Genomic DNA, 25,192 nt, shown 5'->3' with positions numbered 1-25,192 from the left:
GCTGCCTCCATGGCAGGACGTATCACCGCCACCCTTCGGAGCGGGACCGGGGTATCGGCGACCCGGGCGGCCTGGGTAGGCCGCCCGGTTGGTGCGGGCATCGTTGTCTGGGGCAACAGCTTACTTGCCGCCCGGCTAGCGGCAACCACAGGGTCGGGCGGCTGCGGCCATCCGGAGCGGCCCGTCCGCGCAGGCCCGTTCCCCTACCCCTATCCCGGTCAGACGGGCGGCAGCAACCGCTTTTGCGGCTTGCCCATGGCATTGCGCGGCAGCTCAGCGAGGAATCGGACGGTGCGCGGCCGCTTGTGCACGGACAGCTGGGCGGCCACGAAGTCCGTCAACTCGGCGGCGGTGACACCGTCGGCGACCACATAGGCGACGATCTCCTGCCCCAGGTCGGGATGCGGTGCGCCGACGACGGCCGCCTCTCGTACCGCCGGATGGCCGAGCAGGGCGTTCTCCACCTCTCCCGCGCCGATGCGGTATCCGCCCGACTTGATCAAGTCGGTCGACGCCCGGCCGACGATCCGGTGGGTGCCGTCCGGCTCGACCGACGCGATGTCGCCGGTACGGAACCAGCCGTCCGCGGTGTACGACGCCGCTGTCGCCTCCGGCCGCCCCAGATAGCCGCCGAAGAGGGTGGGGCCTTGGACCTGGAGCTCGCCGACGCCGTCGACGGGGTCGGCGATCCGGGTGGCGATCCCGGGCAGCGCGCTGCCGACCGCACCCGGCCTGCGCTCGCCAGCGGCCCGCGCGCTCACCGTGATCAGTGTCTCCGTCATGCCGTAGCGCTCCACCGGCTCGTGGCCGGTCAGCGCGCGCAGGTCGCGGAAGACCGGCGCGGGCAGCGGCGCGCTGCCCGACACCAGCAGCCTGGCGCCGGACAGCGCCCTTGCCGCCACCTCGTCGCGCGCCACCCGGTGCCAGACCGTGGGCACCCCGAAGTAGAGGCTGCCGCCCGCCGCCGCGTATGCCTGCGGGGAGGGCCTGCCGGTGTGCACCAGGCGGCTGCCGGTGCGCAGCGCGCCCAGGACGCCCAGCACCAGGCCGTGCACATGGAAGAGCGGAAGTCCGTGGACCAGGGTGTCGTCCGCGGTCCATTGCCACGCCTGCGCCAGTGCGTCGAGGTCGGCCGCGATCGCCGCACGCGAGATCAGCACGCCCTTGGGTGGCCCGGTGGTGCCCGACGTGTAGAGGACCAGCGCCGCATCCCTGTACGGCGTCCCGTCCGTACGCCCCTGCGCCGCCTCCTCGTTCGGCGCGGCAATGTGCGCGGACGCCGGGAAGTCCGCGCGCTCGGCGAAGTCCACCGGCACGACCTGTGCGCCGGAGTCCCGCAGGATGTGCTCGTTCTCCGCGGGTCCCGCGTCCGGCGCCAGCGGCACCACCGGCACCCCGGCGAGCAGCCCGCCGACCACGGCGGCCACCGTCTCCAGCGACGCCGTCGCCCTGACCGCGAAGGCCTCGGCCCCCGCCACCCGCCGGGCGACCGCACCTGCCGCGCCCAGCAGGTCCTCGTAGCTGCAGGTCCGCCCGTCGACGGTCACCGCGTCCGCCCGGTCGGCCGCTCCGTGGAGGGCGGTCAGCAGCGGTACGTCGGCCATGGCGGGGTCCTCCTCCGGGACGGCTGACCCCCGGGGAAGTCGGGGGCTAACCCCAGTGTCGCCCACGGTGCCCGGTCTCTACGGTGGGCGTATGGACGCCCGCGACCCGGAACTCAGCAAAGAACTCTCCGCCACCTTGCAGGCCCGCAAGGATCTCGGAGCGGAGTACGAGTCTGAACTCATCGACTCGTTCATCGAGAAGGTGACAGACCGCGTGGACAGCCGTGTCGAGCAGCGGGTGCGCCGCGAACTCGCGCAGCAGCAGACGTCGTTCGCCCGCGCCGACCGCCGCCCGATCGGCCCGCCGCAGCCCAGTGCCCGTTTCGCCCGCTACGGTTTCGCCGGCTTCACGATGGTCCTGGCGATCCCGCTGTCGGCCATCGGCGCGGCGAACGCCGGCACTGCGGGGCTGTTCATCAGCTGGGCGGGCATCGTCGGGGTGAATCTCGCCCAGGGGCTCACCAACGCCTGGTCGAAGTCCCGGCAGGACGAGGACTGACGCGGCAGCGCGCAGAAGTTGATCGCGGGGACCGCCGCACCCCCGGAGCGAGTCCGGAGGGCGGGACGACGGCGGTCCCCGCGAGGGACGCGGGCCGGTTCAGGACCTGGCTTGCGCGTCCGGGTCACCATGGAGTCCGGGAGCCGCTCCGGAGGTCCTTGGCGCCGTGTGCGTGCCGTCCGGGCCGGTGATCACCTGCCCTTTCGACATCACCCAATCTGCCGGACGCGTGTTAAGCCCGTGCTGCGCGTACGTGTCGCGGGTGTACCAGTTCCGCGAATCCCCGCCGCTCCGGCGCAGGCCGGAACGGCAGGGGGCTGCCGAGCGGCCCGCCTCAGGACCCGCTGTGGGTGGCCAGGAAGGCCAGCAGGTCCTGGCGGCTGACGACACCGGTCGGCTTGCCCTCGACGAGCACGACCGCCGCGTCGGCACCCTCCAGGACGGTCATCAGGTCGGCGACCGGCTCGCCGGAGCCGACCTGCGGCAGCGGCGGGCACAGGTGCTTGTCCAGCGGGTCGTCCAGGGTGGCGCGCTTGGAGAACAGCGCGTGCAGCAGGTCCCGCTCGACGATCGAGCCGATCACCTCGGCCGCCATCACGTCGGGGTGCCCCGCGCCCGGCTTGACCACCGGCATCTGCGACACGCCGTACTCGCGCAGCACCTCGATGGCCTGCCCGACCGTCTCGTCCGGGTGCATGTGGACCAGGTTCGGCATGCCGCCGTCCTTGTGCGCCAGGACGTCGGCGACGCGCGCCTCGCCCTCGCCGTCGTCGAGGAAGCCGTGCGAGCTCATCCACACGTCGCTGAAGATCTTCGACAGGTAGCCGCGGCCGCTGTCCGGCAGCAGGACGACGACCACGTCGTCGGGGCCGAGCCGTTCCGCGACCTTCAGGGCCGCCACGACCGCCATCCCGCACGAGCCGCCGACCAGCAGGCCCTCCTCGCGCGCCAGCCGCCGGGTCATCTGGAAGGAGTCCTTGTCGGAGACCGCCACGATCTCGTCGGCGACGTCCCGGTCGTAGGCGGTCGGCCAGAAGTCCTCGCCGACGCCCTCGACCAGATACGGCCGGCCGGAGCCGCCGCTGTAGACCGAGCCCTCCGGGTCGGCGCCGACGACCTGCACCCGGCCCTCGCTGACGTCCTTGAGGTAGCGGCCGGTGCCGGAGATGGTGCCGCCGGTGCCGACGCCCGCCACGAAGTGGGTGATCCGCCCGTCGGTCTGCTGCCACAACTCGGGTCCGGTGGACTCGTAGTGCGACTGGGGGTTGTTGGGGTTGCTGTACTGGTCGGGCTTCCAGGCGTTCGGCGTCTCGTGCACCAGGCGGTCGGACACGTTGTAGTACGAGTCCGGGTGCTCGGGGTCGACGGCCGTCGGGCAGACGACGACCTCGGCGCCGTACGCCCGCAGGACGTTGATCTTGTCCGTGGAGACCTTGTCGGGGCAGACGAAGATGCAGTGGTAGCCCTTGCGCTGGGCGACCATGGCCAGGCCCACGCCGGTGTTGCCCGAGGTGGGCTCGACAATGGTGCCGCCCGGCTTCAGCTCCCCGCTGCGTTCCGCGGCCTCGATCATCCGCAGGGCGATCCGGTCCTTCACCGAACCGCCGGGATTGAAGTATTCGACCTTGGCCAGGACGGTCGCCTGGATGCCCGCGGTCACACTGTTGAGCCTCACCAGCGGGGTGTTGCCGACGAGGCTGATCATCGAGTCGTGAAACTGCACCGTAGTGTCTCCGGGTTCTCCGTGATGGTGGGACCAGCCTAGGTGCTGCACACGAAGCGGAGCGAAACGTGGACGTTGCGGACACCGTTGACGTTGCCCAGGGTGTTCTTCGGGGCAACAGGTTCTAGTACCGGCTAGTACACGGAGGTGAGCGGGCTCGATGTCGAGGGCGAGGGTGGCACGGCGGATCGCGACCGCGGCGGCGTTCGGCGGGGGCGGGATCAGCCTGCTGAGCGGGGCCGCGGTCGGCCTGGTGCTGGCGGAGGTACGGCTGGCCAAGCGGGTGGTCGGCGGCTCGGCCGACGTACCGCCGCGAGCCGACGGGCGGTACGGGTCGGCGTTCGCGCACCGCACGGGGGAACCGCCGCTGCGGCTGGCCTTCATCGGGGACTCCATCGCCGCGGGACAGGGCGTGCACCGGGCCAGGGAGACCCCCGGCGCCCTGCTCGCCTCGGGCCTGGCGGCGGTCGCGGAGCGGCCGGTGAAGCTGGTCAACGTCGCGCTGCCGGGCGCCCAGTCCGACGACCTGCCCCGCCAGGTGGCCCTGGTGCTCGACCCGGCGGCGCCGCCGCCCGACGTGGCGGTGATCATGATCGGCGCCAACGACGTCACCCACCGGATGCCGCCCGCGACCTCGGTGCGGCTGCTGTCCGACGCGGTACGCCGGCTGCGCGCGGCCGGGGTGGAGGTGATCGTCGGCACCTGCCCGGATCTGGGCTCGGTCGAGCCGGTCTACCAGCCGCTGCGCTGGCTGGCCCGCCGGATGAGCCGGCAGCTGGCCGCGGCGCAGACCATCGCGGTGGTGGGCGTGGGCGGCCGTACGGTCTCGCTCGGCGACCTGCTGGGTCCCGAGTTCGAGGCCAGGCCGCGCGAGCTGTTCGGCCCGGACAACTACCACCCCTCCACCGAGGGCTACGCGACGGCCGCCATGGCCGTCCTGCCGACACTGTGCGCCGCGATGGGCGTGTGGCCGCTGTCCGACGAGCGGCCCGACGTACGGCGCGGCGAGGGCTTCCTGCCGGTCGCCCAGGCGGCGGCCGAGGCGGCCGCGGAAGGCGGCACCGAGGTCACCGCGGCGCGGGACGCGGCGTCGGGGCCGCGCGGGCGCTGGGTGCTCATCAAGCGGCGCAGGAGGCGGCTGGTGGAGGAGGAGCAGCCCGAGCAGGACGCCGGGGACACCGGGGGCACCGCCTCCGACGAGGAGAGCGCAGCGGACCGGTCCGCGTAGCTCCCGCCCACGCGGGGTACGGGCGTAGCATCGGCGGGTAAGCAAGCGCTCAGAAAGTAGCCCGCATCACAGCGTCCGGCTGGTGACTCGCTGCGATACGTGCGGGTAACTTTCCAGAGGGTCCGCGGTCGGACACCAGGCGTGCCGGCTGCCGGCGCAGCCGCAGCGCCGGGGGACCGCCGCAGGACTCGAGCACCACGCACCAAGCACCACGCCCGCACGCAGCTCGCCGAGGAGTGTCGCGATGCCCGAAGCCGTCATCGTCTCAGCCGCCCGTTCGCCCATCGGTCGCGCCTTCAAGGGGTCGCTCAAGGACCTGCGACCGGACGACCTGGCCGCCACGATCATCAGCACGGCGCTCGCCAAGGTGCCGCAGCTCGACCCGCACGACATCGACGACCTGATGCTGGGCTGCGGCCTGCCGGGCGGCGAGCAGGGCTTCAACCTGGGCCGGATCGTCGCGGTGCAGATGGGCATGGACCACCTGCCCGGCTGTACCGTCACCCGCTACTGCTCCTCGTCCCTGCAGACCACGCGGATGGCGCTGCACGCCATCAAGGCGGGCGAGGGCGACGTCTTCGTCTCGGCGGGCGTCGAGATGGTGTCGCGCTTCGTCAAGGGCAACTCCGACAGCCTGCCCGACACGATGAACCCGGTTTTCGGCGACGCCATCGCGCGCACGGCGGCGCGGGCCGAGCAGAGCGGGGCCGACTGGCACGACCCGCGCGAGGACGGCCTGCTGCCCGACGCGTACATCGCGATGGGGCAGACGGCTGAGAACCTGGCAGCGTTCAAGGGCATCACCCGCCAGGAGCAGGACGAGTTCGGCGTGCGGTCGCAGAACCTGGCCGAGAAGGCGCTCGGGAACGGCTTCTGGGAGCGCGAGATCACGCCCGTGACGCTGCCTGACGGCACCGTGGTGGCCACGGACGACGGCCCGCGGCCAGGAGTGACCCTGGAGGGCGTCCAGGGCCTCAAGCCGGTCTTCAGGCCCGACGGCACCGTGACCGCGGGCAACTGCTGCCCCCTCAACGACGGGGCGGCCGCGCTGGTGATCATGTCCGACACCAAGGCGCGGGAGCTGGGCATCACCCCGCTGGCCCGGGTGGTCTCCACCGGCGTGTCCGGGCTGTCCCCCGAGATCATGGGCTACGGACCGGTCGAGGCCTCGCAGCAGGCGCTGCGCCGGGCCGGGATGTCGATCGGCGACATCGACCTGGTCGAGATCAACGAGGCCTTCGCGGCACAGGTCATCCCGTCCTACCGCGACCTGGGCATCGACCTGGACCGGCTGAACGTCAACGGCGGCGCCATCGCGGTCGGCCACCCGTTCGGCATGACCGGCGCGCGCATCACCGGGACCCTCGTCAACAGCCTGCAGTTCCACGACAAGCAGTTCGGGCTGGAGACCATGTGCGTCGGCGGCGGCCAGGGCATGGCCATGGTGATCGAGCGGCTTTCGTGACACTCCGCCGCCGGCCGACTCCGTAACGCAGAGTTGTGACGTAAGTCGCAACCAAATCGCCCCCGGGATGTGATTTTTCCCGGGGGCGGCGCATTGTTGCAGGTCAGACCCTCCACACAAAAACAGGACAGCATCCCAGACCTACCCAACTCATGACTTTCCGCACTGCGGAGGCCACGGGTTTACCGGCACAGTGATGTGAGGGGGAAGTTTCGCCCGCCGTTCAGGTGGGCATTGCTCGGGTCGCGTCAGTCGGGAGAACGTCAGTGAGTGCCAACTTCACCGTCCTGCTGGTCGCCGCGGGTTTCGCCGTGGCGGCGGGTTCCGCCGCTCTGCTCTCCGCCCGTGGCGTGCGCCGCGAGCTGTCGGCGCTGCGCCAGGATCTGGCCGGCCTGTGCCTGCCGGAGCAGCGCGCGTCGGCCGGCGACATCAGGGCCGCGGTGGCCGACGCCCTCGCCGACGAGCGGGAGCGTGAACTCGCCGAGGCCCGCGCCTTCTGGGCCGAGCAGGAGGCCCGCGAGACCGCGGGCGACACCCCGCTCTTCCGTGGCGGGCTCTACGGCACCGGCGCGGACTCCGCGATGACCGGCGCCGACTACGAGGTCCCGCCCGTGCTCCCCTTCCTGCCCCGGCAGGCCGACTTCGCCGGGCTCGACGCCGCCTACGACGCCGCGCTCGAAGCCGACGCCGCGGACGCCCCCGAGGCGACGCTGCCCGCGCCCGGCATGATCCCGCACCCGTCGGGACCGGACTACGCGCCCTCCCCGGTCGTGGCCTCGCAGGACCAGACCGCGGAGCGGCTGGCCGACCTCGCCGACGCCAGGGTGCCGCTGTCCGACGTCCGCCCGGGTCCGCTCGGCACGCTCGACGTCTACGTCTTCGCCGACGGCACCACGCTGTGCATGACCCCGGGGCACCGGGAGACCGCGCTGCGGCTGTGCGACGCCCTGGATCGCGGCGATGTACCGGTGCTGCGCGGCGGCTCCGCAATAGCCGGCGCCTATGCGCTGACGTTCGCCTTCGGCGAGGAGAGCGTCTACGTGCTCGCCGACCGCGTCGTCGCCTCGCTGTAGTGCCCTGCCGCCGCCGCTAGTCGACGGCTCTGGCCGCCCGGGCCACCCGCTCGCGCGCCTCGGCCAGCAGCTCGCGGTGCTCGGGGAGCGCCGCTGCGGCGATCAGCTCCCGCCCGGCCAGGGCGAGCTGGTCGCCCACCACGAAGACACCGTCGTCGGGCATCACGAACGGCTCACGCCCGGGGAATTCCAGCAGCTGCGCCTCGCGGTCGAGCCAGCGCGCCAGTTCACGGCCCGTCGCCGCGGCGCCCGCCTGGAGCCTGCGCTGCGGAAGTGCCCGCAGCCGCCCCGCGAGCCGCTCCACGGCGGCGTTCAGATCGCCGCGCGGGTCCTGCTGCGGCTGGGCGTTCTGGTCGGTGCGCTCCGGCATGACGCGACCCTATCGGGGTACGGGAGTCAGCCTCGCACCCATATCCGCACGTCCGAGATGGTTGCCAAGCAACGACCTCTCGGGCACGGTGGGGTGACCGGACCACATACCGGAGGCGCCGATGTCCCAAACGCATTTCTCCGAGGAAACCCACCGGAATCTGATCGACCGCATCCCGCACTGCACAGGCCGCGAGGTCAGCGACTGGCTGTCCGCCCTCGCCGACGGGCCGTCGTTCTTCCGCTTCGACGAGAAGGTCAGCTGGCTCCGTTCGGAGCACGACCTCTCCTACGGCCACGCGAAAGCCCTCGTCCACGAGTACGACCTGCGGCGGGCCGCGCGCAATCTGCTCTGACCCCGACCCCACACCACACCACGCCGGCGGGCTGCCGGGAAGCGGCGCTTCCCGGCAGCCCGCCGAGCCGCGCCGCCCGCCGGGCGGCGCACCCGGTCAGTCGCGCAGGATCGCGATCAGCCGCAACAGCTCCAGATAGATCCACACCAGGGACAGGGTCAGCCCGAAGGCCGCCACCCAGGACTCCTGGCGCGGGGCGCCGACCCTGATGCCGTCCTCGACCTGCTTGTGGTCGGCGCGGTCCTCGGCTGGGTCGCGCTGCCCGACAACTACGGCTGGGCAGTCGGCGCTGCGCTGATCGCGTTCGTGCTCGCCATGATCCAGACCGTCAAGAGCCGGCCCGTACCCGCGCTGATCCTCGGTTACGCGCTCTTCGAGGGTGTCTTCCTCGGGGTGCTCAGCCGGCTGTACAACCAGGCGTGGCAAGGAGCCCCGGTCCAGGCGGTCCTGGGCACCATGGCGATCTTCGCCGGCATGCTGATCGCCTACCGGGCGCGGATCATCAGGGTCACCGCCCGCTACCAGCGGATCGGCCTGGCGGTCGCCGTCGGCTTCGTGCTGGCGCTGCTGGTCAACCTGCTCTTCGCCGCCTTCGGCAGCGCCGACGGCCTGGGACTGCGCACCGGTCCGCTCGGCATCGTCTTCTGCCTGCTCGGGATCGCGCTGGGTGCCTTCTTCCTGTCCCTGGACTTTGTGTCATCGCGGTGCGCGAGACGACACTGTCGATCGTCATCAGGCCGGTCTGCGCGGCTCCGGCGGGCGCCGTGTACGCCTGCTCCACACCCTCGGCGGTGAGGGGCTGCAGCCGGTCGTACGGGTTGCGCGGGGGCTGGGCGTACGGGGTGCCGCCCCGGGCGCCGCGGGCACCCTGCGCCTCGAAGCCCGCGTAGTCGTTGGCCGGGGCGAAGCCCCGCCCGGAGAGGACGGGGTTGCTGCTCCTCATGTCACTCCTCCATGGCCGCGTCCTGCAGCTCTCCGTCAAGGGTAATGGGTTGGCAAAAAGCCGCCTGACCTCCAGAAATCGATCTTCCCCGGATGCCGGCCGGCACGCACCCCGTGGCGATATGCCCTCATGTGCACCCCTGCCCCCGCGCCACGCCCGGCGCAATAGACGGTGGACGGCGGAGCTCCGGCGCGGTATCACTGAAGAGTGCAGACGAACACGCGTTCGAACACCAGGGAGCAGGCCATGCCACGCCCCGACCACACCCGCGCCCTGCACGCGGCCCTGCTGACCGCGGCCCGCGGTCTGCCCGTCATCCCGCTGTCCCGTACGAAGCTGCCCGCCGTCCGCTCCCCGCACCGCGACGAGCCGCGGTCCGCGGCAATGTGCCGCGGCGAGTGCGGCAGCCCGGGGCACGGCGTGTACGACGCGACCACCGACCCGGCCCGCATCCGCGCACTCTTCGCCATCGCCCCTTGGGCCACCGGCTACGGGGTCGCCTGCGGGCGCGGGCCGCTGCATCTGATCGGCATCGACCTCGACGTCAAGCACGGCACCGACGGGATCGGCGCGCTGCACGCACTGGCCGAGGTGCGCCGCTTCACCCTGCCCGACACGGTCACCGTGCTCACTCCCAGCGGCGGCCGCCACCTGTGGCTGACGGCGCCCGGCCCGGTGCCCAACTCGGCGGGCAGGCTCGCCCCCGGCATCGACGTACGCGGCGAGGGCGGTTACGTGGTCGGCCCGGGCTCGCGCACGGTGGCCGGCCGCTACCTGCTCGCCCCCGGCACCGCCGACCGCCCGCTTGCCGCGGCACCCCCGGAACTGCTGCGGCTCGCCGCTCCCCCGCCGTCGCCGTACGAGCGGCAGCCCCGGCATGCGGCAGGGCCGCGCCATCCCGCCGAGAAGCGGGCCGCGGCCCTGGTGCGGTTCGTCCTGGACTCGCACGAAGGAGAGCGCAACGGGCGGCTGTTCTGGGCCGCCTGCCGGGCCTACGACGCCGGCCTGGGCGACGCGCTCGCACCGGCCCTGGTCACGGCCGCGGTGCACACCGGGCTGAGCGAGCGCGAGGCCGCCGCCACCGTGGCGTCGGCAGGACGGCTGCGGGCCGCCCCGCACACGTGATGCGGGGCGGCAGGCACCGGCCCGTGCGACGCCCTCAGGCGCCGCCGGGCGCCGTCAGGCGAGCACGCGCTGGTGCAGCGCGGTGACCGCCTTGCGCGCAGAGCTGAACGCCCCGTGCTGCCAGGCGTCCATGTAGCTGAGCCAGTCGCCGGCGAAGTAGACGCGGCCGGTCGGCTCGTTGAGCGGCTTGTACCTGGCGTGGTCGGGGCCGCCGGGCGTGCTGTGCCACGCGGCCTCCTGGTAGGGGAACTGGCGCCAGTGGTGGGAGAAGGACGTGGCCAGTTCGCTGCGGTACTTCTCCCCGTAGATCTTGACGCCCGCCGCCACGGCACGCGCCTCGCGCTCCTGGGGGGTGAGCGGGGCGTAGGAGTCCGCGCGGGAGCCGGTGTTGTAGTAGCCGATGAGCAGACCGCGCTCGCCGTGGAAGCCGTAGGAGGGGTGCCAGATGTGGGTGACGTCGAGGTCGGTCTCGGTGATGCCGCCGTAGATCCGGTGGTCGGTCTCCCACCAGCGGGAGCGGTATTCCAGGCCGATCTTGGCGGCCGAGGAGGGGGTGATCGCCTGCAGTGCCGACTGGACGTCGGAGCCGAGGTTGTGCGGGACCTTGGCGAGGATGTTCGGCGGCATGGCGGCCACGCAGTAGTCCGCGTCGAGGACCCTCGTACGCCCGCCCTGGGTGTAGGTCACGCTGACGCCGTGCGCCTGGTCGGTGATCCGGGTGACGGCGCAGCCGGTGCGCACCTTGTGCGTCCCGATCGCCCCGGCGAGCGCGTGCGGTATGCGGTCCATGCCGCCGACCGGCTGGAACATCAGCATGGCCTGGTCGAATTCGAACTCGAAGGAGAAATACCGGCCGACTCCGGAGGCGAAGATGTCCGACGCGCTCGGCACGTCGCCGTTCACGACGCCGGGAGCGCCGGCGGCGGCCGGCCAGACCGAATAGCCGCGTCGTGAACTGCCGGTGTAATCGAGGGTATTGCCGAGGTCCCCGTAGTCCTTGAGGAATTCCATCAGGCGTTCCCGGTCGGCCGCGGTGAGTGCCTGGTCCAGCGCGCCCTGGTCGGAGGCCTTGGCCAGGAGTTCGGTCACGTAGCCGAAGACGTCGGCCTTGGCCGCGCGGTAGCGCATCGGCGCGGTCATGCCGGCCGACTCGTTGTAGAGGTAGGTGTCCGCGTTGACGTTGGTGAAGACCTCGATGGGTACGCCGAGTTCGCGGCAGTAGTCCAGGGTGATCATCCACTGGGCGATCCGCGCGGGTCCCGCATTCATGTACTGGCCGTCGGAGAACCGCGCGGTCTGGTGGTTGCCGTACAGGTCGGTGGTGCTGTCGCCGCCCCTGACGGTGAAGTTGCGGCCGCCGGGACGGTCGCGCGCCTCCAGAATGGTGCAGTCGTAGCCCGCCTTGCCGAGTTCGTAGGCGGTGGTCAGGCCGGCGATACCGCCGCCGAGCACGACCACCTTCGCGGCGGCCCTCCCGGTGAGGGTGAAGTCGCCCTTGCGCGGGGCGCGGAAGGCCGCGTCGCGGGACGCGGCCGCCGCCGTGGGGGTGAGGCCGAGCGCCCCCATCGTGGCGAGCATGGCGCCCGCCCCGCCCGTCGCGCCGACGGCACGCAGGAAGGCACGTCGATTGAACTGGGTCATCTGTCATGTCCCCTTTCGCTACTGGCGGAGGGGACTTTCGCAGCGCGGCGTTACGCATGATCGTTCGCCACATGACGCCGAGGTAAGGGGAACCTCCGCCCAGCACCCGCTACCGGGCTCGGCAGCCCCCGCGTCGGGGGCCGCGCGGCCGGCCGCGAACGGCCGGCCGCCATGCCGGGACACCACGCGTCATTCGACGCCGTGCGGTGTGGAGCGGTGTGGAGCGTGTGGTGCGGCAAAGCCGGTACTGCCACGGTGTGCCCGCGTCACCCGGCGTTCGGGGGCGCTTTGCGCCCTTTCCCGCCCTTCTCGCGGACCAGCCACCCTGGGGTGAGTGCCCGGAGCCGGACTTGAACCGGCACGCCCGCTATGGGGCAGCGAGGTTTAAGCTCGCCGTGTCTGCGTTCCACCATCCGGGCCGGCGGGGCGCAGAGAAAAGCGTATCGGGGACGGCGCGTCCGAACAGGGCGCCTCTGTTGTCATGTTGTCTTATTTTAGGGGTCGCTGACGTCACATCAGCGGCCCCTTTGGACAAGTCCGGCTGCCCAGGACGTCAACACCGCGTCCACAGTTGCCCCGCACAAGTGACGCGAAATCGCTCCCCCAACCACGACAAACGCACCGAGGCGGCCGGTGCGGTGGCGCGTCCTGGACCTGTCCTAGGAAAGCCAGCCGCTGCGGGTCGGCGGCATGCCGGATGCCCCGTCCGTGTCCGTGCGTACGGCGAGCACCTGGTTGACGCCGATCCGGTTGCGCTCGAAGGACAGCGCCGACGCGGCCATGTACAGCTGCCAGACCCTGGCCCTGCCGGCGGTGGTCGCCCGCGCGGCCTCGTCCCAGTGCGCCTCCAGGTTGCCCACCCAGGCCCGCAGGGTGCGCGCGTAGTGCTCGCGCAGCGCCTCCACGTCCCGCACCTCGAAGCCGGCCTCCTCCAGCCGGGCGACGGTCGCGCCGACCGGGGCGAGCTCGCCGTCCGGGAAGACGTAGCGGTCGATGAACTCGTCGACGCGGTACGCCTCCTCGTCGCGCATCGGCCGCCGGGCGATCTGGTGGTTGAGCAGCCGGCCACCGGGCCGCAGCAGGGTGTGCAGCGTACGTGCGTACTCCAGATACCGCTCGCTGCCGACGTGCTCGGCCATGCCGATGGACGAGATCGCGTCATACGGGCCGTCGGGGACGTCGCGGTAGTCCTGCACCCTGATGTCCACCTTGCCGGTCAGCCCGGCCTCCGCGACGCGCCTGCGGGCGAAGGCGGCCTGCTCGACGGACAGGGTGATCCCGGTGGCCTGGACGCCGTAGTGCTCGGCGGCGTGCAGCACCATCGAGCCCCAGCCGCAGCCGACGTCCAGCAGTCGCTGCCCCTCGTGCAGGCTCAGCTTGCGGCAGACCAGGTCGAGCTTGGCATATTGCGCCGCCTCGAGCGTGCTGTCCTTCTCGGGCCACACGGCGCAGGAGTACACCATGCTCGGGCCGAGCACCAGCGCGTAGAAGTCGTTGCCCACGTCGTAGTGATGGGCGATGGCCGCCTTGTCACGGCGCTTGGTGTGGGCGATGCCGCTGCGTCTGCGCACTTCCTCCGGCGGCGGGGCGGGCGGCAGCCCGGGGCCTGCCAGCACCAGGGCCTCGCGGGCGAGGCGGTAGCTGCCGGGGTCGCGCAGCAGGTCCGCGAGGCGGCGGACGAACCGCACCGCGCCGCCCGCGGTCGCGGGTTCCGGCTCGCCCCGCTCCCACAGCACCCCGGACAGCCGGTCGAGCGCGTCGTAGAGGTCGCCGTCCACGGCGAGGTCGCCGGCCACCCAACCGCGGGTCAGGCCCAGTTCACCGGGCCGCCACAGGAGCCGGCGCAGGGCGCGGCGCCGGTGGAAGACCAGGACAGGTGCGCCGGACGGCCCGGCCTCACTGCCGTCCCAGGCGCGCACCCGCAGCGGGAACGGTCTGGAGAGGGCGTGTTCGGCGAGTTCGAAGATGCGATGAGCCGCGTCAGCCATGTTTCTGAGCGTACGACCGAAAACCGTCGTTGACCCGCACATCTACGTTGCGGATACACGCACTTCGCCCGGACGGCGGTTGCCTCCCGGCGCCGGAACGCCGTAAGGGCGCCCGCACCACGGATGGCGGGCGCCCTTACGGCGTCGTACAGGGGGCGGCGCGTGCCGCCCGCGGCATCAGGCCGCGCCGGCCTTCTCGGTCTCGGCGGCCTTCGGCTGCTGGACGACGGCCGGAGCCGGCGCCGGGCGGGCGGCCTCGTAGAACTCCTCGCGGGGGTTCTCGATGGCGCCGAGCGAGACGACCTCGCGCTTGAGGAACATCCCCAGGGTCCAGTCCGCGAAGACCCGGATCTTGCGGTTCCAGGTCGGCACCGCCATACCGTGGTAGCCGCGGTGCATGTACCAGGCGAGCCGGCCCTTGACCTTGATCCTGGCCTTGCCGACCACGATCATCGCGACGCCCTTGTGCAGGCCGAGCCCGGCGACCGCGCCCTTGTTCGCGTGCTTGTACTCCTGCTGCGGGAAGCCGCGGAGCCCGGAGATCACGTTGTCGCCGAGCACCTTGGCCTGGCGCAGCGCGTGCTGGGCGTTCGGCGGGCACCAGGCGCCCTCGCCCGCGGCGAGGTCGGGGATCTGGGCGTTGTCGCCCGCGGCCCAGATGTAGTCGGTGCCGCGCACCTGCAGCGTCGGGGCGGTGTCCACGTGGCCGCGCGGGCCGAGCGGCAGGCCGAACTTCGCCAGCGCCGGGTTCGGCTTGACGCCCGCGGTCCACACGATGGTGGAGGCGTCGACCTCCAGGCCGTTGGCGAGCACCACGTGCTTGTCCACGCAGGACTTCATCGAGGTGCTGAGGTAGACCTCGATACCGCGCTCCTGGAGGTGCTCCAGGCCCCACTTGCCCAGCTGCGGGCCGACCTCGGGAAGGATCTTGTCCGCGGCGTCGACCAGGATGAAGCGCATGTCCTCGCGCTTCACGTTCGGGTAGTACTTGGCGGCGTCCCGCGCCATGTCCTCGACCTCGCCGATGGTCTCCGCACCCGCGAAGCCACCGCCGACGAAGACGAAGGTCAGCGCCTTGCGGCGGATGTCCTCGTCGGTCGTGGAGTCGGCCTTGTCCAGCTGCTCCAGCACGTGGTTGCGCAGGCCGATCGCCTCCTCGACACCCTTCATGCCGATGCCGTTCTCGGCCAGGCCGGGGATCGGGAAGGTCCGGGAGACCGCGCCGAGCGCCATCACCAGGTAGTCGAAGGGAAGCTGATAGGACTCGCCGACCAGCGGCTCGACCGTGGCGACCTTGCGGTCCTGGTCGATGTCGACGACCCGCCCGGTCAGCACCTCGGCCCCGGGCAGCACACGCCGCAGCGGGACGACGACGTGACGCGGGGAGATGCTGCCTGCTGCCGTCTCGGGAAGGAAGGGCTGGTACGTCATGTACGAGCGCGGGTCGACGACCGTGACGGTCGCCTCGCCGTACCGCATCTTCTTCATGATGCGACGCGCCGCGTACAGGCCGACGTAACCGCCGCCTACTACGAGGATCCGTGGACGCTCCGTGGTGCTCATGCATCGAGTATCCAGCACCCTCAGGGGGGTACCTCGTGAGCCCCTTCACAAGGGTCTGGACACCCTGTGCTACCCTGCGCGGTTTCGCGACCAGGCACGACGTGAACCGTATCCGTCACGCAGCGCCCGGCACCCTTGCACCGGGCGCTGAGCAGCGCGGATCGTACGGCGTTCAACGGGCGGCGGGGTCCCCGTCACACCGCTGAAACACAGCACGGCCAAGGATTCTGCGGGTCCCGTCGGGACCAAGCCTGGGAAAAATGGGCCGCAGAGCGGGAACTTCATGTGAAGAGTTTCACAAAGCTTTTTCCGCGGACCCGTCGGCCGCAGCGAAGGCGATGCCGTCGAGGATGTCGTGCTCGCTCACCACGACCTCCTCCGCACCGGTCCGCTCCATGATCCGCAGCAGCACCAGGGCGCCCGCGCCGATCACGTCGACCCGCCCCTCGTGGATGACCGGGACGGCCGCGCGCTCGGCATGGGTGGCCGCCAAAAGCCGCTCGGTGACGGCTCTGACCTGGGCGAGGCTGATCCGGGCGTGGTGAATTGCCACGGGGTCGTACGCGGTCAGGCCCAGCGCGACGGCGGCGACCGTGGTGACCGAGCCGGCCAGGCCGACGAGTGTGCGGGCGCGGTCCATCGCCACGGTTTCCGACGCCTCGGCAAGGGCCGCGTCGATGTCGGCGGTCATCGCGGCGACGATCTCCGGCGTCGGCGGGTCCACCGGCCCGTCGTCCCGCACGATGTGACGCTCCGTCATCCTGACGCAGCCGACGTCGACCGACCGCGCCGCCGTCACCGTGTCGGAGCCGAGCACGAACTCGGTGGACCCGCCGCCGATGTCGACCACCAGATACGGCGTCAGCAGACCGTGCTCGCCGGTCAGTTCACGGGTGGCGCCGGTGAAGGACAGCGCCGCCTCCTGGTCGCCGGTGATCACCACCGGCTCGACGCCCAGCAGGTCCACCACGCCGCGCACGAAGTCGTCGCGGTTCTCCGCGTCGCGCGACGCGGACGTGGCCACGAAGCGGACCCGGGACGCCGGGACGCCGTACTCCCTGATCACCTCGGCGTATTCGCGGCAGGCCGCGAAGGTGCGCTCCAACGCCTCGGGCGCCAGCCGTCCGGTGCGGTCCACGCCCTGGCCGAGCCGGACGATCCGCATCCGCCGGTCCAGGTCCTTCAGGCTGCCGGTCGCCGGGTCAACGTCGGCGACCAGCAGCCTGATCGAGTTGGTGCCGCAGTCGATCGCGGCGACCCGGGTCGTCATGAGGTCTCCTCCGCCGGGCCGGACCCTGCGCTCCCGCCGGCGCCCGCGGCGTCCTGCTGCAGCGGCACGCACGGCCCCTTGGCCCACCAGTCGGGCAGCATCGCCAGCGCCTCGTCGCCCAGCGGGTTGACGCCGGGACCGGCGGCCAGGGCGTGGCCGACCAGCACGTGCAGGCACTTCACCCGGTCGGGCATGCCGCCCGCGCTGGGGAAGCCGTCGAGCACGTCGATGGCGTCCCGGCGGGCGATGTAGTCCTCGTGGGCGGCGCGGTAGGCCACGGCCAGTTCCGGGTCCTCGGCCAGGCGCGCGGTCATGTCCTTCATCACCCCGTCGGCCTCCAGCGTGCCGATCGCCGAGGCGGCCCGCGGACACGTCAGGTAGTACAGCGTCGGGAAGGGCGTGCCGTCCTCCAGCCGGGGCTGGGTCTCGACCACGTCGGGATTGCCGCAGGGGCAGCGGTGCGCGACCGCGCGCAGGCCCCGCGGCGGGCGGCCGAGCTGCGCCTTGACGGCGGCGGCGTCCGCGGGGGTGGCGGGGGCGGAAGGGTGCTGGGAGGGGTTCATGTGCCGTTCTGTGTCTCGTGGCCGTCTCCGGCCGTCTCATGGCCGGCCCGGGCGTCAGCGCCGTGGCGGTGCGGCGGCGTCGGCATGGTCCAGGCCGTCCCACAGGTTCGCGTACCAGGGGCGGTGGGCTGCCGCCTCCGCCTGCCCGCTGCTGTCCCCCGGGCTGCCCGCGCTCTTGTGCGCCGCGCCCGACGTGCCGGCGGTCGGCGTGGCACGTGCCACTGAGTAGCCGTCCTCACCGGGCATCACGTAGTGCAGCTGCCGGCGGGCCTGGGTACGGACGTACTCGGGGTCCTGCCAGCGGGCCTTCTGCTCGCGCAGCTCGTCGACCTTCTGCCGGGCCTGCTGCGCCTCGCGGCGCTGGTCGGCGATGTCGGCGCGCTGCGCAATGTACTGCCGCATCGGATAGGCGAGGGCGATCACCAGCGAGCAGAGCACCAGCGCGAGCAGCGCGGCCCGCCCGGTGAGCTTGTTGCGGCGGGCCGGGCGCCGGGAGGCGGCGGCACGGTAGACCCGTGCGTGCGCCTCCTGCCCAATGGCCTTGAGCCTGGCCGCGGTGGAGAACCGGTCGGACCCCACGCCGTCGCTCCCCTCGTACGTTCCACGGGACATACGTGCGTCCCACGGAACGAACATACTGCCCCGCCTGTCCGTACGCCGGTACGTCCCCGCCCGCGGTACAGAACCGGGTGCGGGGACGTACGGACGCGCAGGCGGCCCCCTGCGGTTGCCGGCGGTGCCGCGGACCGCCCTGCTGTGTCAGCCCTTGAAGCGCGGGAAGGCGCTGCGGCCGGCGTAAACGGCCGCGTCGTCGAGGATCTCCTCGATGCGCAGCAGCTGGTTGTACTTGGCGACACGCTCGGAGCGGGCCGGGGCGCCGGTCTTGATCTGGCCGCAGTTGGTGGCGACGGCCAGGTCGGCGATGGTGACGTCCTCGGTCTCGCCGGAGCGGTGCGACATCATGCACTTGTAGCCGTTGCGCTGGGCCAGCTCGACCGCGTCCAGGGTCTCGGTCAGCGAGCCGATCTGGTTGACCTTCACCAGCAGCGCGTTGGCCGTGGCGTTGTCGATGCCCTTCTGCAGGCGCTCCGGGTTGGTGACGAAGAGGTCGTCGCCGACGATCTGCACCTTGCCGCCGAGCTTGTCGGTCAGCACCTTCCAGCCGGACCAGTCGTCCTCGAACAGCGGGTCCTCGATGGAGACCAGCGGGTAGGCGCCGACCAGTTCCTCGTAGTACTCGGTCATCTCCGCGGCCGAACGCTGCTTGCCCTCGAACTCGTACTTGCCGTCCTTGTAGAACTCGGAGGCGGCCACGTCCAGGGCGAGCGCGATGTCCTGGCCGGGGGTGTAGCCGGCCTGCTTGATCGCCTCGATGATCAGGTCGAGCGCGTCGCGGTTGGAGCCGAGATTCGGCGCGAAACCACCCTCGTCGCCCAGACCCGTGGACAGGCCGCGGGTCTTGAGCACGCCCTTGAGGGTGTGGTAGACCTCGGCGCCCCAGCGCAGCGCCTCGGAGAAGGACTCCGCACCGATCGGCGCGATCATGAACTCCTGGATGTCGACGTTGGAGTCGGCGTGCGACCCGCCGTTGAGGATGTTCATCATCGGGACCGGCAGCACGTGCGCGTTCGGGCCGCCGAGGTAGCGGAACAGCGGGAGGTCGGAGGCCTCGGAGGCGGCGTGCGCGACCGCGAGCGACACGCCGAGGATGGCGTTGGCGCCGAGCGAGGACTTGTCGGGGGTGGCGTCCAGGTCGAACATCGCCTGGTCGATCAGCCGCTGCTCGGTGGCGTCGTAGCCGACCAGCTCCGGGCCGATCTGCTCGATGACGGCGAGGACGGCCTTCTCGACGCCCTTGCCCTGGTAGCGGTTCTTGTCGCCGTCGCGGAGTTCGAGGGCCTCGAAGGCGCCGGTGGAAGCGCCGGACGGAACTGCGGCGCGGCCCGTGCTGCCGTCATCGAGGCCGACCTCGACCTCGACGGTGGGGTTGCCTCGCGAGTCGAGGATTTCCCGGGCTACGACGACGTCGATGGACGGCACGTTGTCTCCTTCAGATGATGTCTTCTCGTCTTTTCCGGGACGAGCCTAACCGCCTCGGGCGCCCGTACCGGTTCCCGGCCCGGCCCCTGAGACGGAAAACCGGCCGGGCACGCGGCGCCCGGGGGCGTGCCGCGTATCCGACCGGTCGGTGAGGTTTCCGCCGGGCGGTCAGCCGAGGTGCAGGTGCTGGCCCGGGTAGATCAGGTTGGCGTCCTTGACGCTGTCCTTGTTGAGCTCGAAGAGCTTGTGCCAGCCGCCCGCCACGTGGTGGCTCTTGGCGATGCCCGACAGGGTGTCGCCGGAGACGACGGTGTAGTCGCCCTTGCGGCCGGTGTGCCGCTGCCAGTCGGAGGCGGAGTGCTTGGCCGGCTTGGCGGTGCTCTTGGCCGGGGTGCTCTTCGCCGGGGTGGCGGCCTTGGCCGGCGTGGAGGTGCTTGCCGAGGAGGAGCCGCCCGGGTTGATTTCGGGAGCCGGGCCGCCCGCGGTCAGGCCGCCGGCCGCCGCGCAGGACCAGGCGCCCGGACCCTGCAGGGCGAGCAGCTTCTCGGCTATCGCGATCTGCTGGTCCTTGGTGGCCAGGTCGGCGCGGGAGGCGTACTGCAGGCCGCCGGCCGCTTCCCAGCTGGACTGCGAGAACTGCAGGCCGCCGTAGTAGCCGTTGCCGGTGTTGATCGACCAGTTGCCACCGGACTCGCACTGGGCGACGGCGTCCCAGGTGGCCACGGAAGCGGCCGAGGAGGACGTGGCGCCGATCAGCGGTACGGCGATGGCGGTACCGGCAACACCGGCAAACGTGGCGAATCGGACCATCTTCGAGGCACGACGGTGCTTACCCATATGTGTGTCCCTCACCGACGCCTACGAGGTCAGCTGTCGGGTTCGGACGTGAGTTGCCCGGCCGGCACCGCGATACGGACGCGGATGCCCGGCTTCACCCCGAGCCGGACCGGTGGCGTACTCCTCGCAGCGGCGTGCTGTCCGTGCTGCGCGGCGTAATGCCTCTGGTCCGGCGGAAGACCGTGGGTCCCCCGCTCCTGCCTGCGGCGCTTTCGCGTCGACTGTGCCCGTCGGGCGCGGCGGCAGGACTCGGCGTTCCGCTCCGGCGGGGCCCGCTGTGGCGAGCGCTTAGACGTTAAGCACACCGGACCCCGTTGAACAAACACTCGCGTTTCGGGCGCCAACTGCCGTCCGCGATTCGGGGAGTGGGAGAACCCGCAGGTCGGACGGCCGCATTTCAGCAGGGAGCGAGCGGCCGGTCACAGCTTCGGGGAGAGCCTTGTCACATCGCCGCGCGGCCGGGAAATACCCTACGCCCGATTTGTCACCGGGCGTGCGTGGCACGGCTGTTCGCCGTTCCGGCGGCCGCGGCTCAGCCGAGGTCGAGGATCTGTCCAGGTTTGATGAGGTTTGGATTGTCGCCGATCACTTGCTGGTTGGCGTCGTAGAGGCGGTGCCAGCCGCCCGTGACGTCAAGATCGGCCGCGATCCCGGACAGCGAGTCACCCGAGTCCACCTTGTACGTACCCGGGTCCGTAACGGCGCTCGTGTCCGTATTGCCGGTGTTGCCTTGGTCGTTGGCATCCGGGGCTTTCGCGGTGAGCCCGGTGGTTTCGGTACGGGTCGCCCGGTCGGCCGCCGCCAGCGCCTCGTCGGTGGGGCTGTACGGGCGTGCGTGGCGGCCGCTGCCCTCGGCGGGGGTGCTGGGGGTCGTCGGGGCCGCCGGGATGGCGGGAGCGGTGCTGCCAGTGGGCGTGCCGGGGTCGGCAGGGGTGGGCGTCGCCGTGCCCGTCGGGGGGGCGGTCGGCGTACCGGAAGCCGGCGGCGCGGTCGTCGGCGCCGTGGGGTCGGTGGGGGCGGGCGTGGCCGTGGGGTCGGTGGGCGTGGGCGTCGGGGTGGCTGCGGGTGCGCCGGTGTCCGCAGGAGTGGTCGGCGCCGGTGTGGCGGTGGCGGTACTGCCGGGGTCCGCGTCCGGCTTCCCGGTGTCCTTCGCCACCGCCCTGCCCGGCTCGCAGCCCGGCCAGGCGTCGGGTCCGAGGTCGGCGAGGATCTTCTCGGCCACGGCTATCTGCTGCGCCCTGGAGGCCAGGTCGGGCAGCGGTGCGTAGACCGTGCCGCCGTACTGGCGCCAGGTGTCCTCGGTGATGGCGAGTCCGCCGAAGAAGCCGTTGTGGGTGTTCGCGTTCCACAGGCCGCCGGTCTCGCACATCGCGACCTTGTCCCAGGGGCCGGCGTCCCCGGCGTGCGCGGCACCCGCGCCCAGCAGTGGCAGCGCGAGGCCTGCGCCGGTCGCCGCGACCGTCACCATGGCCGCGGGGGCCTGGCGGGGGCGTCGGTGCCTGCCGTTCCCTGACGAGAGCATGCGGTCGCCTTTCTTCACAGCCTTACGCGCCCGCGCGGCCCGCCGTCACCGGCAAGTGCCGCGCACCGTGGGGAGCGGCGCGTCCCGCGAGCCGTGCGTGCCTCGCGTTGACCGCAGAACGTAGCGGTGTTGGCCTGGGGATCACAAGTCGATGTAGCGCTCGTCACGTCGGGGTCACGGCCCTGACGTCTCGTCAGTTCAGGTGCGCCGCCTCGGGCGTGAAGGCCACCGGCAGGGTCCGCAGCCCGCGCATGATCAGGCCGCCGCGCCAGCGCAGGTCGGCGGGATCGGCGGCGAGCCGCAGGTCCGGCAGCCGGGTGAGCAGTGTCGCCAGCGCGGTCCTGGCCTCCAGCCGGGCCAGCGGGGCGCCGAGGCAGTAGTGGATGCCGTGTCCGTATCCCAGATGCGGATTGTCGGCCCTTGCGAGGTATACGGCGTCGGGCGCGGTGAAACGCGCGGGATCGCGGTCGGCGGCGGCAAGAACCACCAGGACCGGGTCGCCCGCCGTGATCGGCTGCCCGCCGATGGCCAGCTGCGTCGTCGCGTAGCGCCAGGTCGCCAGCTCCACCGGGCCGTCGTGGCGGAGCAGTTCCTCGACGGCGGTCTCCAGCAGGGCGCTCTCGCCGCGGGCCAGGGAGGCCTGCAGTTCGGCACGCGGTCCTGGATGGGTCAGCAGGGTGTGCATGCCGTTGCCGATCAGGTTGACCGTCGTCTCGAAGCCGGCGAAGAGCAGGATGAAGGCCATGGCGGCGGCCTCGTTCTCGGTCAGGTGCTCGCCGTGGTCGCTCGCCCTGATCAGGCCGGAGATCAGGTCGTCGGGCGCGCCGTCGTCCGCATCCCCGGCGGGGCTCGCGGCCAGTTCCGCGCGCTTGCGGTGGATCAGCTCGACCAGATACGCGCGCATCCGCTTGACCGAGCGCGCCACGCCGCCGCGCGGACCGCCGCCGTGCCGGATCATCATCCCGGCCCAGTCCCTGAAGTCGTCCTGGTCCTCGGCCGGCACCCCCAGCAGGTCGCAGATCGCGTAGATCGGCAGCGGGAAGGCGAACTCGTGGATCAGGTCCGCCTCGCCGCGGGCCGCGAAGCCGTCCACGAAACGGTCCGTCAGCTGCTGCACCCGCGGCCCGAAGAGGGCGACCCGGCGCGGGGTGAACGCCTTGGACACCAGGCGGCGCAGCCTGGTGTGGTCGGGCGGGTCGATGTTGAGCAGATGCGTCATCAGGTCGGCGCTGCGCTCCCCCGGGATGCCGGTCTTCCCCCGCGCGCCGGGCGACTCCGCGTGATGCACCGGATTCTTGCTCAGCCGCGGGTCCGCCAGCGCCTCCCGGGCGTCCGCGTACCGGGTGACGAGCCAGGCCTCGACGCCACTGGGCAGCGTCGTGCGGTGCACCGGGGCGTGCTCGCGCAGCCAGGCGTAGGCCGGGTAGGGGTCGGTGGCGAACTCCCAGGTGAACAGCTCGGGCATGGCGGCGCGGTCGGTCATCCCCCGACGGTACGTGAACCGGCCTACCGCTCCGGCTCGTCGTGCCCGTCCGCCTCCCCGGCCCCGACCTCCGCCTCGCGTATGGCCGCGCGGTAGCGGCGTGCCGCGTGCCGCAGCGCCGCCTCGGGGTCGATGCCCGCCGACTGGGCCGCGGCGGCCTCGGCCAGCAGGTGGTCGCCCAGCGCCGCCTCGTCGTCGTAGAGCGGGGCGGGCGGGGTGACCGGCAGCGGCAGCCCCGCGTCTCTCGCGCGGCCGGCCAGCTTGGCGGCGAGCGCCAGCGCGGGGGACGCCATCGGGATGCCGTCGGTGACCGAGTCGCGGGACTTCTCGACGCCCTTGAGCCGTATCCAGTTCGCCCGCACCTGCTCGGGGGTCTCCGCCACCTCGTCGCCGAAGATGTGCGGGTGCCGGTGGACCAGCTTGGCGACCAGCCCCGCGGCCACGTCGTCGATCCCGAACGGCTCGTCCGGGTCGTCCTCGGCGATCACCGCGTGGAAGACCACCTGGAGCAGGACGTCCCCCAACTCCTCGCGCACCGCCTCCCGGTCGCCCTCCTCGATCGCCTCGACCAGCTCGTACATCTCCTCGATGCCGTACTTCGCCAGGTCCTCGTGGGTGCGCAGGCTGCTCCACGGGCACTCGGCCCTGATCCGGTCCATCACCTGCACCAGGTCGAGCAGCCGCGCGCCCGGCAGGTCGTACGACCCCGGCAGCAGTTCCAGGTCGGGCATCGCGACCCGCCCCGAGCCGCCGAGCCTGGCCAGCTCGTCGGTGACCGCCCGGTCGCCCTCGCCGCCGCCCGCGGGCAGATACACCACCGTGCGGCCGCCGGCCGTCGCCTCGGCCAGCTCCCGGCCGGTGGGCGCCGCCACGTCGACGGCGACGCCGGCCTCCCGCAGGAACGAAAGCTGCGGGTGGCCGGGGTCCGCGCACAGCACCAGGTCGGCTTCGCGCAGCGTCTGCCAGGCCGGCCAGGACAGCTGGCCGGGCGCGACCCGGTGGCTGGTGGTGAGCAGGATCAGCCGGCCGGGGCCGTCCGCGGTGTCGTCGAGATCGTTCACACCTCGAACGTACCGCGAGGGTCCGACAGGCGCGTCACGCCGCCGGCGCGACCGCGCTCGGGGTCCTGGTGACAACCCACGGGTCGGTGGCGGCGCCGATGATCGCCTTCTTCGAGTCCCAGACGCCGTAGCGCGGGTTGATCTTCACGCCCAGCTTGTCCGCGGTCTTGGAGATCGCGTTGACGATCGCGGTCTGCCCGCCGTCGCTGCCCGGCTGGAAGCCCAGGCTCATGATCAGCTTGCCGACAAGCGCGTTGGTGCGGAAGAAGCTGTCGGCGCCGGACGGCACGATGTCGTACTGCTGCAGCAGGGCCGCGTCCAGCGCCTGCTCGCTACCGCCGAACTGCTGCAGCGCGGCCGCCTTCTGCTGCTCCACCTCGCTGTCGCTGACCGTCACCCCGGCGTCGGAGGCGGCCCGTTCGATGACGGTGTTCTGCACCAGCATGCTCAGCGTCTGGGCCGACAGCTTGCCGCTCGCCGAGACCAGTTGGGCGGCCTGCGGGGAGGCGGCCTGCGCCGCCCGTACCTCGTTGACCTTGTCCTGGAGCGAGGACACGGTGATCCGCTGGCCTCCGACCACGGCCGCGGCACCTGGCTGCGCCGGTCCCGACCCGCACGCGGTGAGGGCGGGCGATGCCAGCAGCAGCGCGGCTGCGGCGATCGAGACGGCGGTGCGGCGGCGGACCATGGGTGCCTCCCGGCAGGGAACAAGCCTCACGATGCTGATGTGATGATCGAGCACGAGGATATTGATCCAGGGCCGCCGATATCCAGCACTACGGCCAACAGGATCCGCACAGCTGCCGCGCGGCTGCGTCCCGGCGCGATGTACCGGGGGT

22 protein-coding genes, 1 tRNA gene, 1 pseudogene and 1 riboswitch are annotated in these 25,192 nt (G+C 72.0%); of the genes and pseudogenes, 7 read left to right on the top strand and 17 right to left on the bottom strand.

The genetic code is table 11. The features are described from left to right. Window positions 1-218 precede the first annotated feature (218 nt). Window positions 219-1,604, bottom strand: coding sequence for an AMP-binding protein (locus tag NFU81_RS40250; RefSeq protein WP_251502225.1), 1,386 nt, complete (start codon window positions 1,602-1,604; stop codon window positions 219-221). Window positions 1,605-1,695: 91 nt separating this feature from the next. On the opposite strand from NFU81_RS40250, the gene NFU81_RS40245 reads away from it, so the two are divergent. Further along, entirely contained in the window at window positions 1,696-2,103 is a 408-nt protein-coding gene (locus NFU81_RS40245) for a hypothetical protein (protein WP_251502223.1), read from the top strand. Window positions 2,104-2,437: 334 nt separating this feature from the next. On the opposite strand, the gene NFU81_RS40240 is transcribed toward NFU81_RS40245, so the two are convergent. After that, complete coding sequence (locus NFU81_RS40240; RefSeq protein ID WP_251502221.1) at window positions 2,438-3,826, bottom strand: cystathionine beta-synthase; 1,389 nt, start codon at window positions 3,824-3,826, stop codon at window positions 2,438-2,440. A gap of 160 nt (window positions 3,827-3,986) precedes the next feature. On the opposite strand from NFU81_RS40240, the gene NFU81_RS40235 reads away from it, so the two are divergent. The 3 genes from NFU81_RS40235 to NFU81_RS40225 all read left to right on the top strand — a co-directional run bounded on the left by NFU81_RS40235 (window position 3,987) and on the right by NFU81_RS40225 (window position 7,592). Next, window positions 3,987-5,054, top strand: coding sequence for an SGNH/GDSL hydrolase family protein (locus NFU81_RS40235; protein WP_251502219.1), 1,068 nt, complete (start codon window positions 3,987-3,989; stop codon window positions 5,052-5,054). Between the two features lie 244 nt (window positions 5,055-5,298). Further along, entirely contained in the window at window positions 5,299-6,519 is a 1,221-nt protein-coding gene (locus tag NFU81_RS40230) for an acetyl-CoA C-acetyltransferase (protein ID WP_251502217.1), read from the top strand. A 266-nt stretch (window positions 6,520-6,785) separates the two neighbouring features. Next, window positions 6,786-7,592 carry a hypothetical protein gene (locus NFU81_RS40225; RefSeq protein WP_251502215.1) on the top strand — a complete coding sequence of 269 codons (807 nt, stop codon included), beginning with the start codon at window positions 6,786-6,788 and terminating at the stop codon, window positions 7,590-7,592. A gap of 16 nt (window positions 7,593-7,608) precedes the next feature. Here NFU81_RS40225 and NFU81_RS40220 read toward each other — a convergent pair whose 3' ends face one another. Continuing rightward, window positions 7,609-7,962: a hypothetical protein gene (locus NFU81_RS40220; protein ID WP_251502213.1), complete on the bottom strand. Its 354-nt coding sequence runs from the start codon at window positions 7,960-7,962 to the stop codon at window positions 7,609-7,611. A gap of 121 nt (window positions 7,963-8,083) precedes the next feature. Between NFU81_RS40220 and NFU81_RS40215 the strand changes: the two genes are divergently transcribed. Then, entirely contained in the window at window positions 8,084-8,317 is a 234-nt protein-coding gene (locus tag NFU81_RS40215; protein WP_251502211.1) for a DUF4287 domain-containing protein, read from the top strand. A 96-nt stretch (window positions 8,318-8,413) separates the two neighbouring features. On the opposite strand, the pseudogene NFU81_RS40210 reads toward NFU81_RS40215, so the two are convergent. Next, a pseudogene (locus NFU81_RS40210) lies at window positions 8,414-8,551 on the bottom strand (Bax inhibitor-1/YccA family membrane protein); the annotation flags it as partial. Here NFU81_RS40210 and NFU81_RS40205 point away from each other — a divergent pair. After that, window positions 8,546-9,112 (top strand): Bax inhibitor-1/YccA family protein, encoded by a 567-nt coding sequence (locus tag NFU81_RS40205; protein WP_422665403.1) that lies wholly within the window; start codon window positions 8,546-8,548, stop codon window positions 9,110-9,112. The pseudogene NFU81_RS40210 and the gene NFU81_RS40205 sit on opposite strands and share 6 nt — an antisense overlap. Before the next feature lie 394 nt (window positions 9,113-9,506). After that, on the top strand, window positions 9,507-10,385 hold the full coding sequence (locus NFU81_RS40200; protein ID WP_251502209.1) for a bifunctional DNA primase/polymerase: 879 nt from the start codon (window positions 9,507-9,509) through the stop codon (window positions 10,383-10,385). 54 nt (window positions 10,386-10,439) lie between these two features. On the opposite strand, the gene NFU81_RS40195 is transcribed toward NFU81_RS40200, so the two are convergent. The 13 genes from NFU81_RS40195 to NFU81_RS40130 form a co-directional block, all read right to left on the bottom strand. Further along, window positions 10,440-11,963, bottom strand: coding sequence for a flavin monoamine oxidase family protein (locus NFU81_RS40195; protein ID WP_251502286.1), 1,524 nt, complete (start codon window positions 11,961-11,963; stop codon window positions 10,440-10,442). A gap of 398 nt (window positions 11,964-12,361) precedes the next feature. After that, window positions 12,362-12,445, bottom strand: a tRNA-Leu gene (locus tag NFU81_RS40190). A 240-nt stretch (window positions 12,446-12,685) separates the two neighbouring features. Then, complete coding sequence (locus NFU81_RS40185; RefSeq protein WP_251502208.1) at window positions 12,686-14,014, bottom strand: SAM-dependent methyltransferase; 1,329 nt, start codon at window positions 14,012-14,014, stop codon at window positions 12,686-12,688. 177 nt (window positions 14,015-14,191) lie between these two features. After that, complete coding sequence (locus tag NFU81_RS40180) at window positions 14,192-15,577, bottom strand: NAD(P)/FAD-dependent oxidoreductase (protein ID WP_251502206.1); 1,386 nt, start codon at window positions 15,575-15,577, stop codon at window positions 14,192-14,194. A 295-nt stretch (window positions 15,578-15,872) separates the two neighbouring features. Continuing rightward, the gene (locus tag NFU81_RS40175; protein WP_251502204.1) at window positions 15,873-16,847 is read right to left on the bottom strand and encodes a Ppx/GppA phosphatase family protein; all 975 of its coding nucleotides are present in this window, start codon (window positions 16,845-16,847) and stop codon (window positions 15,873-15,875) included. Next, window positions 16,844-17,410 (bottom strand): DUF501 domain-containing protein, encoded by a 567-nt coding sequence (locus NFU81_RS40170; protein WP_251502202.1) that lies wholly within the window; start codon window positions 17,408-17,410, stop codon window positions 16,844-16,846. The genes NFU81_RS40175 and NFU81_RS40170 overlap by 4 nt, the downstream gene beginning before the upstream one ends. A gap of 54 nt (window positions 17,411-17,464) precedes the next feature. Further along, window positions 17,465-18,022, bottom strand: coding sequence for an FtsB family cell division protein (locus NFU81_RS40165; RefSeq protein WP_251502201.1), 558 nt, complete (start codon window positions 18,020-18,022; stop codon window positions 17,465-17,467). A 147-nt stretch (window positions 18,023-18,169) separates the two neighbouring features. After that, window positions 18,170-19,450, bottom strand: a complete 1,281-nt coding sequence (eno, locus tag NFU81_RS40160; RefSeq protein WP_251502199.1) for a phosphopyruvate hydratase — start codon at window positions 19,448-19,450, stop codon at window positions 18,170-18,172. A gap of 168 nt (window positions 19,451-19,618) precedes the next feature. Continuing rightward, the gene (locus tag NFU81_RS40155; RefSeq protein ID WP_251502197.1) at window positions 19,619-20,287 is read right to left on the bottom strand and encodes a transglycosylase family protein; all 669 of its coding nucleotides are present in this window, start codon (window positions 20,285-20,287) and stop codon (window positions 19,619-19,621) included. Window positions 20,288-20,290: 3 nt separating this feature from the next. After that, window positions 20,291-20,453: riboswitch (cyclic di-AMP (ydaO/yuaA leader) on the bottom strand. 366 nt (window positions 20,454-20,819) lie between these two features. Then, window positions 20,820-21,809, bottom strand: coding sequence for a transglycosylase family protein (locus NFU81_RS40940; protein ID WP_274037029.1), 990 nt, complete (start codon window positions 21,807-21,809; stop codon window positions 20,820-20,822). Between the two features lie 193 nt (window positions 21,810-22,002). Further along, a complete protein-coding gene (locus NFU81_RS40140; RefSeq protein WP_251502195.1) occupies window positions 22,003-23,292 on the bottom strand; it encodes a cytochrome P450 family protein in 1,290 nt (429 codons plus the stop codon). A 23-nt stretch (window positions 23,293-23,315) separates the two neighbouring features. Further along, window positions 23,316-24,353: a nucleoside triphosphate pyrophosphohydrolase gene (locus NFU81_RS40135; RefSeq protein WP_251502193.1), complete on the bottom strand. Its 1,038-nt coding sequence runs from the start codon at window positions 24,351-24,353 to the stop codon at window positions 23,316-23,318. A gap of 34 nt (window positions 24,354-24,387) precedes the next feature. Then, the gene (locus NFU81_RS40130; RefSeq protein ID WP_251502192.1) at window positions 24,388-25,041 is read right to left on the bottom strand and encodes a SurA N-terminal domain-containing protein; all 654 of its coding nucleotides are present in this window, start codon (window positions 25,039-25,041) and stop codon (window positions 24,388-24,390) included. Window positions 25,042-25,192 lie beyond the last annotated feature (151 nt).

It is taken from the genome of Actinacidiphila cocklensis (genome assembly GCF_907177275.1).
Lineage (GTDB): Bacteria > Actinomycetota > Actinomycetes > Streptomycetales > Streptomycetaceae > Actinacidiphila > Actinacidiphila cocklensis.
The sequence above is the reverse complement of the archived record's forward strand: the minus strand, read 5'-3'. Positions and strand labels throughout refer to the sequence as shown.

Bases quoted from the DNA above. Each gene is read 5' to 3' on its own strand.
- NFU81_RS40250 (WP_251502225.1), bottom strand. From the start codon at position 1,604: ATGGCCGACGTACCGCTGCTGACCGCCCTCCACGGAGCGGCCGACCGG.
- NFU81_RS40245 (WP_251502223.1), top strand. From the start codon at position 1,696: ATGGACGCCCGCGACCCGGAACTCAGCAAAGAACTCTCCGCCACCTTG.
- NFU81_RS40235 (WP_251502219.1), top strand. From the start codon at position 3,987: ATGTCGAGGGCGAGGGTGGCACGGCGGATCGCGACCGCGGCGGCGTTC.
- NFU81_RS40230 (WP_251502217.1), top strand. From the start codon at position 5,299: ATGCCCGAAGCCGTCATCGTCTCAGCCGCCCGTTCGCCCATCGGTCGC.
- NFU81_RS40220 (WP_251502213.1), bottom strand. From the start codon at position 7,962: ATGCCGGAGCGCACCGACCAGAACGCCCAGCCGCAGCAGGACCCGCGC.
- NFU81_RS40215 (WP_251502211.1), top strand. From the start codon at position 8,084: ATGTCCCAAACGCATTTCTCCGAGGAAACCCACCGGAATCTGATCGAC.
- NFU81_RS40200 (WP_251502209.1), top strand. From the start codon at position 9,507: ATGCCACGCCCCGACCACACCCGCGCCCTGCACGCGGCCCTGCTGACC.
- NFU81_RS40195 (WP_251502286.1), bottom strand. From the start codon at position 11,963: ATGCTCGCCACGATGGGGGCGCTCGGCCTCACCCCCACGGCGGCGGCC.
- NFU81_RS40185 (WP_251502208.1), bottom strand. From the start codon at position 14,014: ATGGCTGACGCGGCTCATCGCATCTTCGAACTCGCCGAACACGCCCTC.
- NFU81_RS40180 (WP_251502206.1), bottom strand. From the start codon at position 15,577: ATGAGCACCACGGAGCGTCCACGGATCCTCGTAGTAGGCGGCGGTTAC.
- NFU81_RS40175 (WP_251502204.1), bottom strand. From the start codon at position 16,847: ATGACGACCCGGGTCGCCGCGATCGACTGCGGCACCAACTCGATCAGG.
- NFU81_RS40170 (WP_251502202.1), bottom strand. From the start codon at position 17,410: ATGAACCCCTCCCAGCACCCTTCCGCCCCCGCCACCCCCGCGGACGCC.
- NFU81_RS40165 (WP_251502201.1), bottom strand. From the start codon at position 18,022: ATGTCCCGTGGAACGTACGAGGGGAGCGACGGCGTGGGGTCCGACCGG.
- NFU81_RS40155 (WP_251502197.1), bottom strand. From the start codon at position 20,287: ATGGGTAAGCACCGTCGTGCCTCGAAGATGGTCCGATTCGCCACGTTT.
- NFU81_RS40940 (WP_274037029.1), bottom strand. From the start codon at position 21,809: ATGCTCTCGTCAGGGAACGGCAGGCACCGACGCCCCCGCCAGGCCCCC.
- NFU81_RS40140 (WP_251502195.1), bottom strand. From the start codon at position 23,292: ATGACCGACCGCGCCGCCATGCCCGAGCTGTTCACCTGGGAGTTCGCC.
- NFU81_RS40130 (WP_251502192.1), bottom strand. From the start codon at position 25,041: ATGGTCCGCCGCCGCACCGCCGTCTCGATCGCCGCAGCCGCGCTGCTG.